This is a genomic window from Streptomyces sp. GD-15H, from assembly GCF_045291515.1.
GTDB lineage: Bacteria > Actinomycetota > Actinomycetes > Streptomycetales > Streptomycetaceae > Streptomyces.
Window position 1 is genome coordinate 3,345,167 of record NZ_CP149447.1, and the last position, 15,240, is coordinate 3,360,406.

Annotated in this window: 16 protein-coding genes and 1 pseudogene; 9 read left to right on the forward strand and 8 right to left on the reverse strand. The window is 71.4% G+C overall.

Annotated features, from left to right (window positions below):
• Positions 1-230 precede the first annotated feature (230 nt).
• Positions 231-431 carry a hypothetical protein gene (locus tag WJ438_RS15460; RefSeq protein ID WP_406729973.1) on the forward strand — a complete coding sequence of 67 codons (201 nt, stop codon included), beginning with the start codon at positions 231-233 and terminating at the stop codon, positions 429-431.
• Between the two features lie 165 nt (positions 432-596).
• Here WJ438_RS15460 and WJ438_RS15465 read toward each other — a convergent pair whose 3' ends face one another.
• Positions 597-890, reverse strand: coding sequence for a hypothetical protein (locus tag WJ438_RS15465; RefSeq protein ID WP_406725774.1), 294 nt, complete (start codon positions 888-890; stop codon positions 597-599).
• Positions 891-1,062: 172 nt separating this feature from the next.
• Between WJ438_RS15465 and WJ438_RS15470 the strand changes: the two genes are divergently transcribed.
• The 3 genes from WJ438_RS15470 to WJ438_RS15480 all read left to right on the forward strand — a co-directional run bounded on the left by WJ438_RS15470 (position 1,063) and on the right by WJ438_RS15480 (position 2,899).
• Entirely contained in the window at positions 1,063-1,572 is a 510-nt protein-coding gene (locus WJ438_RS15470) for a SigE family RNA polymerase sigma factor (protein WP_406725775.1), read from the forward strand.
• Positions 1,573-1,604: 32 nt separating this feature from the next.
• Positions 1,605-1,967: a hypothetical protein gene (locus WJ438_RS15475; protein ID WP_406725776.1), complete on the forward strand. Its 363-nt coding sequence runs from the start codon at positions 1,605-1,607 to the stop codon at positions 1,965-1,967.
• Between the two features lie 80 nt (positions 1,968-2,047).
• Positions 2,048-2,899, forward strand: a complete 852-nt coding sequence (locus WJ438_RS15480) for a hypothetical protein (RefSeq protein ID WP_406725777.1) — start codon at positions 2,048-2,050, stop codon at positions 2,897-2,899.
• Between the two features lie 8 nt (positions 2,900-2,907).
• Here WJ438_RS15480 and WJ438_RS15485 read toward each other — a convergent pair whose 3' ends face one another.
• A complete protein-coding gene (locus tag WJ438_RS15485) occupies positions 2,908-4,236 on the reverse strand; it encodes an Nramp family divalent metal transporter (protein ID WP_406725778.1) in 1,329 nt (442 codons plus the stop codon).
• Positions 4,237-4,427: 191 nt separating this feature from the next.
• Between WJ438_RS15485 and WJ438_RS15490 the strand changes: the two genes are divergently transcribed.
• Entirely contained in the window at positions 4,428-5,765 is a 1,338-nt protein-coding gene (locus tag WJ438_RS15490; protein ID WP_406725779.1) for a M14 family metallopeptidase, read from the forward strand.
• A gap of 34 nt (positions 5,766-5,799) precedes the next feature.
• Here WJ438_RS15490 and WJ438_RS15495 read toward each other — a convergent pair whose 3' ends face one another.
• From WJ438_RS15495 to WJ438_RS15515, 5 genes and pseudogenes are all read right to left on the reverse strand, one after another.
• The gene (locus tag WJ438_RS15495; protein WP_406725780.1) at positions 5,800-6,462 is read right to left on the reverse strand and encodes a hypothetical protein; all 663 of its coding nucleotides are present in this window, start codon (positions 6,460-6,462) and stop codon (positions 5,800-5,802) included.
• 142 nt (positions 6,463-6,604) lie between these two features.
• A pseudogene (locus WJ438_RS15500) lies at positions 6,605-6,938 on the reverse strand (GntP family permease); the annotation flags it as partial.
• Positions 6,939-7,080: 142 nt separating this feature from the next.
• A complete protein-coding gene (locus WJ438_RS15505) occupies positions 7,081-7,491 on the reverse strand; it encodes a RidA family protein (protein ID WP_406725781.1) in 411 nt (136 codons plus the stop codon).
• Positions 7,488-8,252 (reverse strand): IclR family transcriptional regulator, encoded by a 765-nt coding sequence (locus tag WJ438_RS15510; RefSeq protein WP_406725782.1) that lies wholly within the window; start codon positions 8,250-8,252, stop codon positions 7,488-7,490. The genes WJ438_RS15505 and WJ438_RS15510 overlap by 4 nt, the downstream gene beginning before the upstream one ends.
• Entirely contained in the window at positions 8,249-9,355 is a 1,107-nt protein-coding gene (locus WJ438_RS15515) for a sugar kinase (protein WP_406729699.1), read from the reverse strand. Before WJ438_RS15515 ends, WJ438_RS15510 begins: the two co-directional genes overlap by 4 nt.
• A 198-nt stretch (positions 9,356-9,553) precedes the next feature.
• On the opposite strand from WJ438_RS15515, the gene WJ438_RS15520 reads away from it, so the two are divergent.
• Entirely contained in the window at positions 9,554-10,831 is a 1,278-nt protein-coding gene (locus tag WJ438_RS15520; protein ID WP_406725783.1) for an amino acid deaminase, read from the forward strand.
• An 11-nt stretch (positions 10,832-10,842) separates the two neighbouring features.
• Positions 10,843-12,453: an amidohydrolase family protein gene (locus tag WJ438_RS15525; RefSeq protein ID WP_406725784.1), complete on the forward strand. Its 1,611-nt coding sequence runs from the start codon at positions 10,843-10,845 to the stop codon at positions 12,451-12,453.
• Positions 12,454-12,475: 22 nt separating this feature from the next.
• Here WJ438_RS15525 and WJ438_RS15530 read toward each other — a convergent pair whose 3' ends face one another.
• On the reverse strand, positions 12,476-13,345 hold the full coding sequence (locus WJ438_RS15530; RefSeq protein WP_406725785.1) for a hypothetical protein: 870 nt from the start codon (positions 13,343-13,345) through the stop codon (positions 12,476-12,478).
• 125 nt (positions 13,346-13,470) lie between these two features.
• Here WJ438_RS15530 and WJ438_RS15535 point away from each other — a divergent pair, with 125 nt between their 5' ends.
• Positions 13,471-14,682 (forward strand): pyridoxal phosphate-dependent aminotransferase, encoded by a 1,212-nt coding sequence (locus WJ438_RS15535; RefSeq protein WP_406725786.1) that lies wholly within the window; start codon positions 13,471-13,473, stop codon positions 14,680-14,682.
• A gap of 112 nt (positions 14,683-14,794) precedes the next feature.
• On the forward strand, positions 14,795-15,217 hold the full coding sequence (locus tag WJ438_RS15540) for a hypothetical protein (protein ID WP_406725787.1): 423 nt from the start codon (positions 14,795-14,797) through the stop codon (positions 15,215-15,217).
• The last annotated feature ends 23 nt before the right edge of the window (positions 15,218-15,240 follow it).

Here is a 15,240-nt window from a genome sequence, read left to right on the forward strand (position 1 = left end):
CCCGGCAGTTCCTCCGGTGATGCGGGCGGGGGCGGTCTCCTCACTTCGCTCTGCGGCGACCTGACGGCAGAGGCTGCAAGAACTCCGACAGGTGCTGCCCGCGAGGGGGGCGACGAGGTCGTCGGCCCCGGCACCGGTCGCGGCGACGACGAGGCCGGGGCCGATGTACCGCCAACTGGACTTGCGGGGTTGAGGGGCCGGGGCCGTGGGGTGGCGCCCCGGCGTCGTGGGTGTTTTTCGCGAACCCGGTGTCCGCCGTGATGCGGGAGTACGGCTTCGACGGCGCCGGCCCGTCCCAGGCGGGCCACGGTCTCCCGGCCTCCACCCGCGGCGCGGGCAGCGGCCACGTCTCCCCGACCATGGTGAACAACGCCCCGGACTGCCTGACACGCGACACCGACTGCGGCACCTTCAAGCCGTCCCGGACCTGACCCCCGCCGAACCACGGTGACCGGTCTCGGCCGGGAGCACTGCACACTCTCGCGAAAGCGTGAGCACTTCGACTGCAACTGTCCGGATGCCGCTCGTTTGAGCGCTCGCGTGACAGTTGGCCGCCAAGTGCTCACGCTTTTCGGCAACCTGGCCCGGGGAGTGGGTCACCCCGACGGCAGGGGTACGGGGGCGGGTGGGCTGCCGTACGACCTCGCGCCCGCGCCGGGCAGGGCGGCCCGCATGCCGGTCTCGCCGCCCGGTTCGCTCATCCCTTGCAGGACGGGGTCCACCAGGCCCGCCTGCCCGTGCGCCCGCAGCAGCTCCCGCGACGCCGCTCTCGCCGACGCCGGACTGGTGAGCTGCGCGGGCGGCGTGAAGCCGTAGGCCAGGGTGTCGGGGACGGGGGCCGTAGGGCAGGCGGAGAGCGCGGGTGCGAAGGGGCGGCGGGACGCGGACATCGGTGACTCCTGATCCTCGGCATCAAGGCGGGGAAGGCCGGCCACCTGTTGTGAAGCCGGTGCCGGCGGGGCCGGACCAGTCCCGCCGGTGTGACGTGTGGGTGAAACATTTTCCCGGGTCCGGCGCATCAATGAGGTGAGAGCTGTGGGGTGAGCCGAGGGAGAGGCGCGGATGGTGCAGGACGGTGGCGGGGGCGAGTACGGGGAGTTCGCGGTGGCGCGGGCCGGGCATCTGTACCGGTCCGCGTGTCTGCTCACGGCCGGGGACACGCACCTCGCCGAGGACCTCGTCCAGGAGACTCTCGGACGGGTGTACGTGCACTGGGGACGGGTTTCCCGCGTGGGCAACCCCGCCGGCTACGCGCAGACCGTTCTCACCCGCGCGTTCCTCGCCCACCGGCGGCGGCGCAGCAGTACCGAGCGCTCGACCGCCGCGCTCCCGGATCTGCCGGGTGCCGACGCCGACCCGTCCCTGCGGCTCACCCTGCTCGACGCCCTCGCCGGGCTGCCCGCGAAGGACCGCGCGGTGATCGTCTTACGGTACTGGGAGGACCGCTCGGTCCAGGAGACCGCCGACGCGATGAACGTCAGCTCGGCGGCGGTGCGGACGCGCAGTGTGCGCGCCCTGGCCCGGCTGCGGGAACTGCTCGGTGAGGACCTCGGTGAGTACGCCCGGTCCTGACCGGCCGCAGGCCGTCCCCTCCTCACTTCTCCATGTTCACCTCACGGAAGCGGTGGTTCGTCATGTCCGTCGACCAGCACAGCGACCCCTTCGAGGAGCGGCTCTCCTCCGCTCTGCACGACACCGGCAACGCCTTCGAGGCCGACCGGAGCGCCCTCACCGACGGGGGGCGGGCCCGGGGAAGGCGGATGCGGGTGCGGCGGCGGGCCGCCGTCCTCGGGGGTGCGGCCGGGATCGCGCTCGTGGGGGTGGGCGGGGCACTCCTCCTGCCGGGCGGGACGGGGGCGGGGGCGGGGAGAACGGGCGGGCGTCGGCAGCCTCGGGAGCCGAGGTCACCGCCGACGCCCGGAGCGCTCCGGCGCCCGTTTCCGGTGAGGAACTCGTCCGCACGCTGAAGGGACTCCTCCCCGACGGGGAGTTCAGCGGGGAGCAGGGGCGCGGGACCGACTCGGTCCTCGGGCCGTTCGCCCAGGTCGTGTACGACGACGGCGAGGGGCCCGCAGCCGTCGGCGTCGGTCTCTCCCGCGTCGAGCCGGGAAGCTCCCAGGCCCGTGAGACCACCCGGTGCCCGGACGAGGTATTCACCCCGCACGAGAGTTGTGTCACCAGCACGCTGGCGGACGGTTCGAAGCTCATGCTGTTCAAGGGGTACGAGTATCCGGACCGGCGCGTGGACACCAGGATGTGGAACGCCGTCCTGGTCACCCCCCAAGGGCAGCAGGTCAGCGTGCGCGAGTGGAACTCGGCCGCCGAGAAGGACGAGCCCGTCAGCCGGCCCGCGCCCCCGCTGTCCGCCTCCCAGCTGAAGGAACTCGTCACGGCCCCGCAGTGGCAGGCCGCCGTCGACGCCATTGCCGAGAGGACCGGGAAACCGTCCGCGGCGTCGAGTACGCCGCCGCCGCGCGCCGACGGTCCAGCGGTCCGGGAGACGCTCGCCGAACTCGTCCCCGACCGTGTCGAGGTGGTGTCGAAGGGCGGTCAGGAGGAGGAGTACGCCTATCTCGTCCTCGACGACGGCAAGGGGAGGAGCTTCGTCCAGATCAACGTCCAGCACGGCATGCTCGGTGACGCAGGCCGGCTCTACGGCTCCGCCGAGACACTGGACGACGGAACCCTGGTCGCCACCCGGCAGGGGCCGGGTGAGAAGGGCGCCGCCGGTGTCGTCATGTGGACCGTCGACACCCTGCGGGTCGACGGCATGCGCGTGGTGGTCAGTGCCTTCAACACCGGTGCTCAGCACGAGGACGCCACACGCGACACCCCCGCGCTGAGCATGAAGGAACTCCGGACGATCGCCCTCAGCCCACGGTGGGACGACCTGAACTGACCTGACCGCTAGAAGAACTCCGACCAGGGCTGGTCCCAGACCTGCTTGACGCACAGGACCAGGAAGAGGAGGCCCGCGAGGGCGAGCATGGTGTTGCTGAGGGGGCCGTTGCGCCATTCGCGGGGGGTGCGGCTGGAGTTGAGGAGCCAGACCAGGGTGAGGGCGAGGAAGGGCATGAAGGCGGCGCCGAGGACGCCGTAGATGATGATCAGGCGGAACGGCTGGCCTTCGAACAGCAGGATCATGGGTGGGAAGGTCAGCCACAGCAGGTAGGCGCGGAAGGGCCAGGACTTCTCCGGCCTGCCGGAGGCGATGTGCTCACCCGTGGACCGGGCGGCCTTCTTCCGGCCGCGGGTCACGAAGTCGGCGAACATCAGGCTCACCCCGTGCCACACGCCGATCAGCGAGGTGAACGAGGTGGCGAAGAAGCCGATCAGGAAGAACGTGGCCGTCGTGGCACCGTACTTGTCCTCCAGGATGTCACTCAGCTGGACCAGGCCCTGGTCACCGCCGGCGATCGCGACACCGGCCGAGTTCAGGAGTTCGGCGCCGACCACCAGCATCGCGACCACGAAGATGCCGGTGGTGAGGTACGCGACGCGGTTGTCCAGGCGCATCACCTTCATCCAGCCGGAGTCGGTCCAGCCCTTGGCGTTGATCCAGTAGCCATACGCGGCCAGGGTGATCGTGCCGCCCACACCGCCGATCAGGCCGAGGGTGTAGAGGACCGAGTCGTCCTCGTCGGGCAGGACCGGGAGCAGTCCGGCGAAGGCGTCGCCCAGGTTCGGGGTCACCCTGATCGCCAGGTAGACCGTCACCACGAACATGACGCCCACCAGGACGGTCATGACCTTCTCGAAGACCGCGTACCGGTTGCACCAGACGAAGACCAGACCCACCAGGGCGCAGGCGATGCCCCACCACTCGAGGTCCATCACGCCCGGGAAGAGGGCCTGGAGGGGCAGGGCGCTCGACGACATCGCCGCCGCGCCGTAGACGAAGCCCCAGATGACGACGTAGACGCCGAAGAAGTACGTCGTCCAACGGCCCAGGCTCGCCCAGCCGTCGAACAGGGTGCGGCCGGTGGCCAGATGCCAGCGGCCCGCGGCCTCGGCGAGGGAGATCTTCACCAGGCAGCCGATCACCGCCGCCCAGAGGAGGGTGTAGCCGAAGCTGCTGCCGGCGATGAGGGTGGCGACCAGGTCGCCGGCGCCCACACCGGTCGCGGCGACGACGATACCGGGGCCGATGTGGCGCCAACTGGACTTGCGGGGCTGGGGGCCGGGGCCGTGGGGTGGCGCTCCGGGGTCCTGGGTGTTTCCCGTGGTGTCCGCCATGAAGGTCAAGAAAGCGGATAGGTGCCGACGGGACAAGGGGGCGTGCGGGGATCTTCACCGGATGCACCTGGTCGAGTGGTCGACTGACACGACGGTCTTGACCTGATCATGTCACGCACGCAGGATTGCGGCACCGCACACCGCACCAGGCACGTCGCCATGGACAACCCCACCTCCCGCAAGGAGACTTCATGCGACTTCGCACACGCGGCAGACGCTCCGCCGTGCTCGCCGCCCTCCTCGCCCTCGCCCTCGCCGCGCCCGTGTCGATGACGGCCACGGAGGCCGGCGCCGACAGCGCGGAGCGGGCGGCGCCTTCGGCCGACGACATCCGCCAGTACGAGATCCATCAGCGCACGACTCCCGTGACCCGTACGGCGATTCAGCGGGCCGGGGTCACCGTGGACGAGGCCGACGAGGAGACGGTGGTCGTCTCCGGCCGTGCGGACCAGGTCCGCGCCCTGCGCCAACAGGGTTACGAGGTCACGCCGTTGGGCGCCGCTCCCGACCGCTCGTCCGCCGCCGACGGTCTGCGTCTGTTCGACTTCCCCTCGGCCGACTCCCGCTACCACAACTACGCCGAGATGAACGCGGAGATCGACCAGCGGCTGTCGGCGTACCCGAACATCATGAGCAAGCGGGTGATCGGCCGGTCCTACCAGGGCCGGGACATCGTCGCCATCAAGATCAGCGACAACGTGACGGCGGACGAGAACGAGCCCGAGGTCCTGTTCACCCACCACCAGCACGCACGCGAGCACCTGACCGTGGAGATGGCGCTGTACCTGCTGCGCGAACTCGGCGCGGGATACGGCAGCGACTCGCGGATCACCAACATGGTCAACGGCCGGGAGATCTGGATCATCCCGGACCTCAACCCGGACGGCGGCGAGTACGACATCGCCACCGGTTCCTACCGCTCCTGGCGCAAGAACCGGCAGCCCCACTCCGGTTCGTCGTACGTCGGCACCGACCTGAACCGCAACTGGGACTACCGCTGGGGCTGCTGCGGCGGCTCTTCCGGCTCCAAGTCCTCCGACACCTACCGGGGTTCGGCTCCCGAGTCCGCGCCCGAGGTGAAGGTCGTCGCCGACTTCGTGCGCAGCCGGGTCGTGGGCGGGGTGCAGCAGATCAAGGCCGGGGTCGACTTCCACACGTACAGCGAGCTGGTGCTGTGGCCGTTCGGCTACACCTACTCCGACACCACGACCGGGATGACGGCCGACGACCACGCCGCCTTCCGGACGGTCGGTCAGAAGATGGCCGCGAGCAACGGCTACACGCCGCAGCAGTCCAGCGATCTGTACATCACGGACGGGTCGATCGACGACTACCTGTGGGGCACGCACAAGATCTTCGGCTACACCTTCGAGATGTATCCGAGGTCCTCGTCGGGTGGCGGCTTCTACCCGCCCGACGAGGTCATCGAGCGGGAGACGTCCCGGAACCGGGACGCCGTCCTGCAACTCCTGGAGAACGCGGACTGCATGTACCGCTCCATCGGCAAGGAGGCACAGTACTGCCGTTAGCGGCACCGCCCGTCGCGGGAAGTCGTCGCGGTCCCTAGGCCACGGGGGCGGCGCCCGGCTCGGGCTTGTCCTCCTTCGCCTCCGCGTCGGCGTCGGCGTCCGGCTTGGACTTACCGGCGCCGGCGTCCGCGTCGGGCGCCTCCACGTCGGATGCCTCCTGTTCGGGTGCCTCCGGTGCGGACGCCTCGTCGTCAAAGTAGGCGTCCAGGACCGCGTCCAGTTCCGTGTCCCACTCGGCGAAGCGGCTTCGGGATGCGGCCTCGATCTCCAGCGGGTACCACCGGCTGTCCGTGGTGTGGACCGTCACCGTGTAGCGCTTGCCGAAGCGGGCGGTCTCCGTCTCCACCGCCCCGATCTCGTCCCAGCGGAACTCGCACTCCTGGTCGTCCAGCCGGAGCCGTACACCGCTGTAGTCGGCGACGATCCTGGCGCGGCGGTCGGACGCCTCGAAGACCGGGCCGTCGGGGACGGACTCCTCCTCGGGTGCCTCGGGCTTCTCCAGTGAGGTCCTCTCCTCGGACTCCGTCTCCGTATCCACGTCCGCCTGCTCCGACGCCGCCTTCGAGTCCTCCGGCTCCCCCTCACCCTTCACGTCCGCCTTGCGGTCGGACACGGGTGCGGTGAGCCCGGGGATGAAGGCCGGGTCGAATCCGGCGCCTTCCAGGGGCTGGCTGCTCGAACCTATGCGCTGCTCCACACCGGAGGAGTATGGTCGACGATCCTGTGTGGGACACAGCCAGCCCCTGTTTTCGTTATCAGACGCCTACATGGGAGCCATCGTTCGTACCAATCGGACGATGATCCGACAGGGTTCGCGGGCCGGAGCCAGCAGGCCGGAGTCAGACGACCAGGCTGAGCGCCGCCGCGACCACGAAGCCTGCCACCGACAGGACGCTCTCCAGTACCGTCCACGTCTTCAGTGTGTCCCGCTCACTGATACCGAAGCACTTGGCGACCATCCGGCTGCATCCATGGGCGTGCTCCGCGCGCGGGCGCCGTCGTGACGTGCGAGGCGAAGACGGAGCCCGCCGAGATGGCCATGATGACGAGGGCCACGAACGCCTGGGCGTGGTCCCCCTCGGACAGCAGCGGGGCTGCGATGCCCGCCGTCGTGACGATCGCCACCGTCGCCGAGCCCTGTGCGGCCCGGAGCACCACGGAGATCAGGGCGGAAGGGATGGTCGGGACATTCGGGGGCCCTCTGCTCAAGCACATGGAGCTTTCGGGCATGGGGGATCGCGGCACGGCGTCGCAGGGGTGGCGGACGCCGCGCCGTGGCACCCGAGGTGGGGGGTACGGGAGGAGTGAGTGCGCGTCAGCCCAGTACGGCCAGTGCGTCGATCTCGATGAGGAGCCCCACGGGCAGGCCGACGTAGACGGTCGTGCGCGCGGCGGGCGGCTGGGTGAGGCCCTGCTCTTCGAAGTAGGTGTTGTAGATCCGGTTCATCTCGGCGAAGTGGTCCACGTCGGTGAGGTAGACGCGGATCATCATCACGTCGTCCCAGGTCGCGCCGCCCTCTTCGAGGATCGCCTTGACGTTGGCGAGGGTCTGGAGGGTCTGCTCGCGCAGGGTGGGCCCGGCGGGTGTGGGCGCCTCGCCCTCCTCGGCGGGGAGGAAGCCGACCTGGCCGGCGACCTGGAGGATGTTGCCCTTCCGCACGCCGTGGGAGAACTTCGCGGGCGGGGTGGTGTGGGTGCTCGGGGTGAGGGCGACCTTCTCGGTCATGCGGGGCTGTCCTTCGCTGGAGTTCTGCCGGAGTACTCGCCGCTGATCGCGTCCGCCGTTCGGCGGACCAGCGGGAGCAGGGTGAGGAGTTCGTCGGCGGTGACGACGACGTTCGGCGCGGAGACCGACATCGCGGCGACCACCCGGCCGTCGGCACCGCGGATCGGCGCGGCGACACAGTTGATGGACTCCTCGTGGCCGCCGAGGTCGGTGGCCCAGCCCTGTTCGCGCACCTTCTCCAACTCCCGCAGAAAAGCGGTCGGGTCGGGTGTCGAACGGGACGTGTACATGGGGTAGTCGAGCCTCTCCGCGAGGGCGCGGCGCTCGTGTTCGGGGAGGTCGGCGAGGAGCAGTTTGGCCACGGCGGCGACGGTGATCGCGACGGGCTTGCCGATCCGCGAGTACATGCGCACCGGGTAGCGGCTCTCCACCTTGTCGATGTAGAGGACCTCGTTCTCCTCGTACACGGCGAGGTGCACGGTGTGGCCGCACCGCTCGTTGAGTCGGGCGAGGTGGGCGTGCGCGATCTCCCGGACGTCGAGGTTCTCCATCGCCTCCTGGGCGAGGGCGAAGAGGCGGGCGCCGAGCCGGTAGCGCTGGTCGGACTGGCGGTAGACGAGTCCGTGCGCGTGCAGGGTGCGCAGCAGCCGCAGCGCCGTGGACTTGTGCACGCCCAGGCGGTCGGCGACCTGCCCGAGGTCGGCGGGGCCTTCGGCGAGCAGCGGCAGGATGCTCAGCGCACGGTCGACGGTCTGGCTCATGGGGTGCGTACCTCCTCCTCGGCCCCGTCCGCGTCGCCCGCATCCGTGTGCGCGCCCGCGGTGTCGGTCTCGGTCCAACCGGGGCCGAGTCGCAGTCTCCCCCACGCCGTGTCGTCCAGGGCGGCCAGCCGGTCGGCCAGGTCGCGGGCGGGGGGTGCGGCGAGGTCGCCGGGGGTGGTGAGGGCGGCGGCGGCCGCGAGGTGGCCGTGTCGGAGCCGGTCCCGTACGGGCAGGGCGCGCAGGGTGGCGGAGAGGAACCCGGCGGCGAAGGCGTCGCCCGCGCCGACGGCGGCCACGACGTCCACACCGAGGGACGGGACGAAGACCGCCGCGTCGGTGTCCGCGCCGGGCGGGCCGTACGCCGTCGCGCCGCGGCCGCCCTGCTTGACGACCAGGATCTCCGGTTCCGGCAGCGCCTCCCGTACGGCGGCGGCGTCCCGCAGGCCCCAGGCCTCGCGTGCCTCGTCGTCGCCGACGAAGACGAGGTCGGCGCCGCGGGCCAGTTCCAGCAGCACCTCGGGGCCGTGGGCAGCGCTGTCGCGCCACAGTCCCGGCCGGTGGTTGACGTCGAAGGAGACGAGCGGCCGGCCGGGGCGGCGGGCGGTCAGCTCCCGCATGAGGTCCAGGCAGCCGGCGGAGAGCGCGGCGGTGATGCCGGACAGGTGCAGGACGCGGGCGGCGCGGGCGGCGGCCAGGTCGACGGTGCGGGGGGTCATCGCGGAGGCCGCGGAGCCGGCGCGGTAGTAGGCGACCTCGTGGGCGTCGGTGGCGCGGTCGCCGGCGGTGCGGAAGTAGATGCCGGTGGGGCGGTGCGGGTCGCGCCGGACGTATGACACGTCGACGCCGCACTCCCCGATGGCCCGTACGAGGTGGTCGCCGAAGCCGTCCTGGCCGACCGCGCTGATCCAGCGTGCCGGGTGTCCGGCCGCCGCGAGCACGCACGCGGTGTTGGACTCCGCGCCGCCGATGGCCCGTTCGAAGGAGGGCACGTCGGCGAGGGGGCCCGGCCGGGAGGGCAGGAACGTCACCATGGACTCGCCCAGCGCGACGACGTCGACGACATTCACGACGTCGGGGGCGGTGCGGGGTCCGGCGGCGGTCACGATGGCGGGGCTCCTCGGCGTGGCGGGGTCGAGCGACAGGGGGCGGTGGCGGGGCTCCGCGGCGTTGTCCGCAGCGGTTGCGTGGGTCGCGGAGACCCGTTTCCGTTGACCCCGCATGGCCGAGATGTTAGACAGCGGTAAGCGATATACGCAATGGGTGTTGCAGAAAATGCAACATGCCTGATCAGGGAGGCTCTGATGGTCCTCGACCCCGGCTCCGACAGCTACAAGCACCTCACCGAGGAACGCGTCGACCACCGTTTCAAGGGCCTCCCGCCGGACGCCGCCGGGCTGACCGTCGGCGAGTTGGCCGCGCAGCGCCGCAACCTGTTCACCGGCGGTTTCACCACCCCGGTGCTCGCGCTGTCCGCCGAGCGCCTGGAGCACAACCTGGAGCTGATGGAGACGTACGCGGCCCGGCACGGCCTCGCCTTCGCCCCGCACGGCAAGACCTCCATGGCCCCGCAGCTCTTCCGGCGCCAGATCGAGCACGGCGCCTGGGGCATCACGCTCGCGGTGCCGCACCAGGTGCGGGTGGCGCGGGCGTTCGGCGTGCGGCGGGTGTTCGTCGCCAACGAGGTGGTGGACGCGGCGGCCCTGCGCTGGATCTCCGGCGAGCTGGACGCCGACCCGGACTTCCGTTTCGTCTGCTACGTCGACTCCGTGCGCGGCGTCGAGCTGATGAACGCCGCTCTTGCCGGGTCCGCCCGCCCGGTGGACGTCGTGATCGAGCTGGCCGCCGGTGAGGGCGCCCGGACCGGGGTGCGCACGGAGGCGGAGTGCGCCTCCGTCGCCGACGCGGTGGCGGGCGCGCGCGGTCTGCGGCTGGTCGGGGTCGCCGGGTACGAGGGCGAGGTGCCGGACGCCGACCCGGAGCGGGTGCGCGCGTGGCTGCGGCGACTGGTGGCCCTGGCGGTGGACTTCGACAAGGCGGGACGGTTCGCGGGCCTGGACGAGATCCTGGTGAGCGCGGGCGGCAGCGCCTGGTTCGACGCGGTGGCCGACGTCTTCGCCGAGATCCCCGAACTCTCCCTCCCCGCACTGAAGTTGCTGCGCTCGGGTGCGTACGTCTCGCACGACGACGGGCATTACCGCGCGGTGACCCCGTTCAACCGGGTGCCGGAGGAGGGCGCGCTGGAACCGGCGTTCCGGCTGTGGACGCAGATCGTGTCCCGCCCGTCCGCCGAACAGGCCTTCGCCAACGCCGGAAAGCGGGACGCGGCCTACGACCTCGACCTGCCGTTCGCCCAGGTAGTCCGCCGGGACGGCGCCGAGCGCCCGGCGACCGGGGTCTCGGTGGTCTCCCTCTCCGACCAGCACGCCTGGCTGCGCACCACCCCGGAGGCCGACCTGGAGGTCGGCGACTGGCTGGGGCTCGGGCTGTCCCACCCGTGCACGTCGTTCGACAAGTGGGTACTCATTCCCGTGGCGGAGGCGGACGGCACGGTGGTCGACTACATCCGTACGTTCTTCTAGGAGGCCGCGGCATGGAAGAGCTCGTCATCCGGGACGCCGATGTCGTGGACGGCTCCGGCGAGCACGCGTACCGCGCGGACGTGGTCGTCGACGGCGGCCGTATCGTCTCGATCGTGAAGGAGGCGGCGGCAGCGGGCTGTCAGCGCCCCAAGGCCCGTCGTGAACTGGACGCCGAGGGGCTGGTCCTCTCCCCCGGCTTCATCGACATGCACGCCCACAGCGATCTGGCGCTGCTGCGCGACCCCGACCACAGCGCCAAGGTGGCGCAGGGTGTCACGCTGGAAGTACTGGGCCAGGACGGCCTGTCGTACGCGCCGGTCGACGACCGCACGCTCGGCGAGGTGCGCTCGGCGATCGCCGGCTGGAACGGTGGCGGGGACGACATCGACTTCGACTGGCGGTCGGTGGGCGAGTACCTGGACCGGCTCGATGGGGGCATCGCGGTCAACGCCGCGTACCTGATCCCGCAGGGCACGGTGCGCGCGCTCGCCGTCGGCTGGGAGGACCGGGAGGCGACTCCCCGAGAACTGGACCGGATGCGGCAGTTGGTCGCGGAGGGCATGGAGCAGGGCGCCGTCGGCATGTCGTCGGGGCTGACGTACACGCCCGGCATGTACGCCGAGGAGGCCGAACTCACCGAGCTGTGCCGGGTGGTGGCGCGGTACGGCGGCTACTACTGCCCGCACCACCGTTCCTACGGCGCGGGCGCGCTGCAGGCGTACGAGGAGATGGTGGCGCTCACCCGGGAGGCGGGCTGTCCGCTGCATCTGGCGCACGCGACGATGAACTTCGGCGTGAACAAGGGCAGGGCGCCCGAGCTGCTGGCGCTGCTGGACGAGGCGCTGGCCGCCGGGTCCGACATCAGCCTCGACACCTACCCGTACACGTCGGGCAGCACCACGCTGGCCGCCGTGCTGCCGAGTTGGGCGAGTGAGGGCGGCCCGGAGGAGACCCTCGGGCGGCTCGCGGACGACGAAACGGCCGAGCGGATCCGGCACCACCTGGAGGTCACCGGCTCGGACGGCTGCCACGGGGTGCCCATCGAGTGGGACACCATCGAGATCTCCGGGGTGGGCGACCCCGCGCTGGGCGAGTACGTGGGCCGCACGGTCCAGGAGTCGGCCGGGCTGCGCGGTGAGAGCCCTTGGGTGGTCGCGCGTGAGCTGCTGCTCAAGGACAGGCTGGCCCCGTCGATCCTGCAGCACGTCGGCCACGAGGAGAACGTGCGGGCGATCATGCGGCACCGGGTGCACACCGGTGGCTCGGACGGCATCCTCCAGGGCGCCAAGCCGCACCCGCGCGCGTACGGCACGTTCCCGCGGTACCTCGGCCGTTACGTGAGGGAGTTGGGCGTGCTGTCGCTGGAGGAGTGCGTCGCGCACCTGACGTCGCGGCCGGCCGCCCGGCTGCGGCTCGCGGACCGCGGGCTGGTCCGCGAGGGGTACAAGGCCGACCTGGTGCTCTTCGACCCGCGGACGGTGGCCGCGGGCTCCACCTTCGAGCAGCCCCGGACTCTCCCCGTGGGCATCCCGTACGTGCTGGTCGACGGGCAGTTCGTGAGGGAGGACGGGCGGCGCACCGACGTGCTGGCGGGGCGGGCGGTCCGCAGGTCTCCCCGCTGACCGCCCGCCCGGCAACCCGTGCCTACTTGGGTCCCTTCGGGCCTCCCTGACCCCATCCGGGATGGTCGCGGGAGTTGTCCGAGCCAGGGTCTCCCGGACCGGCGGAAGGGGAGGCGGTCGGCGTGGGGAGGGTCGGTGGGGAGGTGGTGGAGGCGCCGGCCGACGGCGCGGACGGCACGTCGTCCGCCCGCCCGTCCCCCTCGGGGGCGCCGACGCCGGCACCGGGGGCACGGGAGTCCTCCTCACCGGGGTCGGGGGCACGGGAGTCCTCCTCACCGGCGGACTCCGCACCGGACGGCGGGTCGTCGGTGGGGGCCGCGCTCGTGGCGAGAGGGCCGTCGTCGCCCGGTCCGGTGGGCACGGTGTCCTCCGCCGCCGGACGGGTACCGTCCTCCGTGTCCGGAGAGCCGCCCGACGACGAGCCCGAGAGGGAGAACCCGCCGATCAGCGCCGCCACCGCCACGGCCCCCAGCGCGCTGGCGGTCACCACGACCCGACGCGAGCGCCGGGAGCCGGAGCCCGAACCGGAGCCGGAACCGCCGGACCCGACGCCGCGGGGGCGCCGGGCGTGCCGGCCCGTGCCCCGGCGGGCTCCCCCGGCGCCGGACCGGCTGACGGCCGCGCCCTCCTCGCCTTCCTTCGACCCCACACCCGAACCGGGCCCCGGCTCGGCGTCACCCCCCACCGGCTCCCCGGGGCGGGGCGGGTCACCGTCCACCGGTGGCAGTTCGCGGGTCTCGTCGTACGCGTTCCGCCAACCGTGGGCGGTCGCCGGATCGGCGTACGCGTCGTATGCCGGGGGTGGGGCGGCCGGAGGGAGGTACACGTTCGGCGGAGCCTGGGACTCCCGAGCGCCGTACCCCTCTCGGGCCTCTTGCGAAGGCTGGGACATGGCCGTGGATTGTAAGGAGGTGGGCGACCGCGGGGACAGCGGACGGACATAACCACCCGAGCCGGCGCGTCTCACGTGGCGGATGACACGGCGCGCGGGGCATTACCGAGTCGTAAGCTCCCAGCATGCAGGTGATCCAGTCGACCAAGCTCGCCAACGTCTGTTACGAGATCCGGGGCCCGGTGCTCGAGGAGGCGATGCGGCTGGAAGCGGCCGGTCACCGCATCCTCAAGCTGAACACCGGCAACCCGGCCGCGTTCGGCTTCGAGTGCCCGCCCGAGATCCTCGAGGACGTCCTCCGCAACGTGTCGTCGGCGCACGGCTACGGCGACGCGAAGGGGCTGCTGGCCGCGCGCCGGGCGGTCGTCATGCACAACCAGACCCTCGGCATCGAGACCGACGTCGAACACGTCTTCATCGGCAACGGCGTCTCCGAGCTGATCGTGATGGCGATGCAGGCGCTGCTGGACGACGGGGACGAGGTGCTCGTCCCCGCGCCGGACTACCCCCTGTGGACGGCGGCCATCTCCCTGTCGGGCGGCACGGCGGTGCACTACCGCTGCGACGAGCAGGCCGACTGGATGCCGGACCTCGCCGACATCGAACGCAAGGTCACCGACCGCACCAAGGCGATCGTCATCATCAACCCGAACAACCCCACCGGCGCGGTGTACGACGAGGTGATAATCAAGGGCCTGACCGACATCGCCCGCCGCCACAACCTGCTGGTCTGCTCGGACGAGATCTACGACAAGATCCTCTACGACGACGCCACCCACACCCCCACCGCCTCCGTCGCCCCCGACCTGCTCACCCTCACCTTCAACGGCATGTCGAAGGCGTACCGGGTGGCCGGCTACCGGGTGGGCTGGATGTCGATCTCCGGTCCCCGCGCGCACGCCGACTCCTACATCGAGGGCCTGACGATCCTGGCGAACATGCGCCTGTGCGCGAACATGCCGGGCCAGCACGGAGTGGTCGCGGCGCTCAGCGGACGCCAGACGATCAACGACCTGGTACTGCCCGGCGGCCGGCTGCGCGAACAGCGGGACACGGCGTACGACCTGCTGACCCAGATCCCGGGCGTGACCTGCGTGAAGCCGAAGGGGGCGCTGTACCTCTTCCCACGCCTCGACCCCAACGTCTTCAAGATCAAGGACGACCGGCAGATGGTCCTGGACCTGCTGCGCAGCGAGAAGATCATGGTCGTGCACGGCACCGGCTTCAACTGGACGGAGCCCGACCACTTCCGGGTGGTGACCCTGCCGTCGACCGACGACCTGCGGGACGCGGTGGGCCGGATCGCCCGCTTCCTGGAGGGCTACGGCCAGCTCTGACGGGGGGCACCCGCTCACCCTCTGTCCCCACACTGTCCGATCTTGTGAACAACTCAACTTTAGACGAAATCCAAGCTAGGATGGTTTCCTGTGAGCGCTCAGGAGGCCATCCATGTACGAACCGATCCGCAGGAAGTCGGTCCACCGCACGATGGCCGGCACCCCCCACGACTTCCCCCACCGCTCCCGTGAGGAAGAGCTGGACATCCAGCTCGCTGGTCGTCTCGCCGCGCTGCTCGCCGTCACCGACGAGCTGCGTGCCGCAGCGCCCTCGGCCGATCTGGACACCGCGGCCGAGCGGCTCGCCGAGCAGGTGACCCGCCTGCGGGGAGGACGTACGCCGGCCCGTGCGTCGGCGACCACGAAGGGCCGTCAGGCGAACGCCACGGCCCTGCACCGACAGGCGCACGCCCTCGCGGGCCGCGCCCTGGTCGTCGCCGCGTCCCGCGCCGACACGGTGGCCGCGATTCTGGCCGCCGAACGGATGGACGCGCACACCGCGGCCCTCGAGCCGCGCGCACTCGCGTCCCGCTGAGCCCCACCGGGCTCTCCCTGACG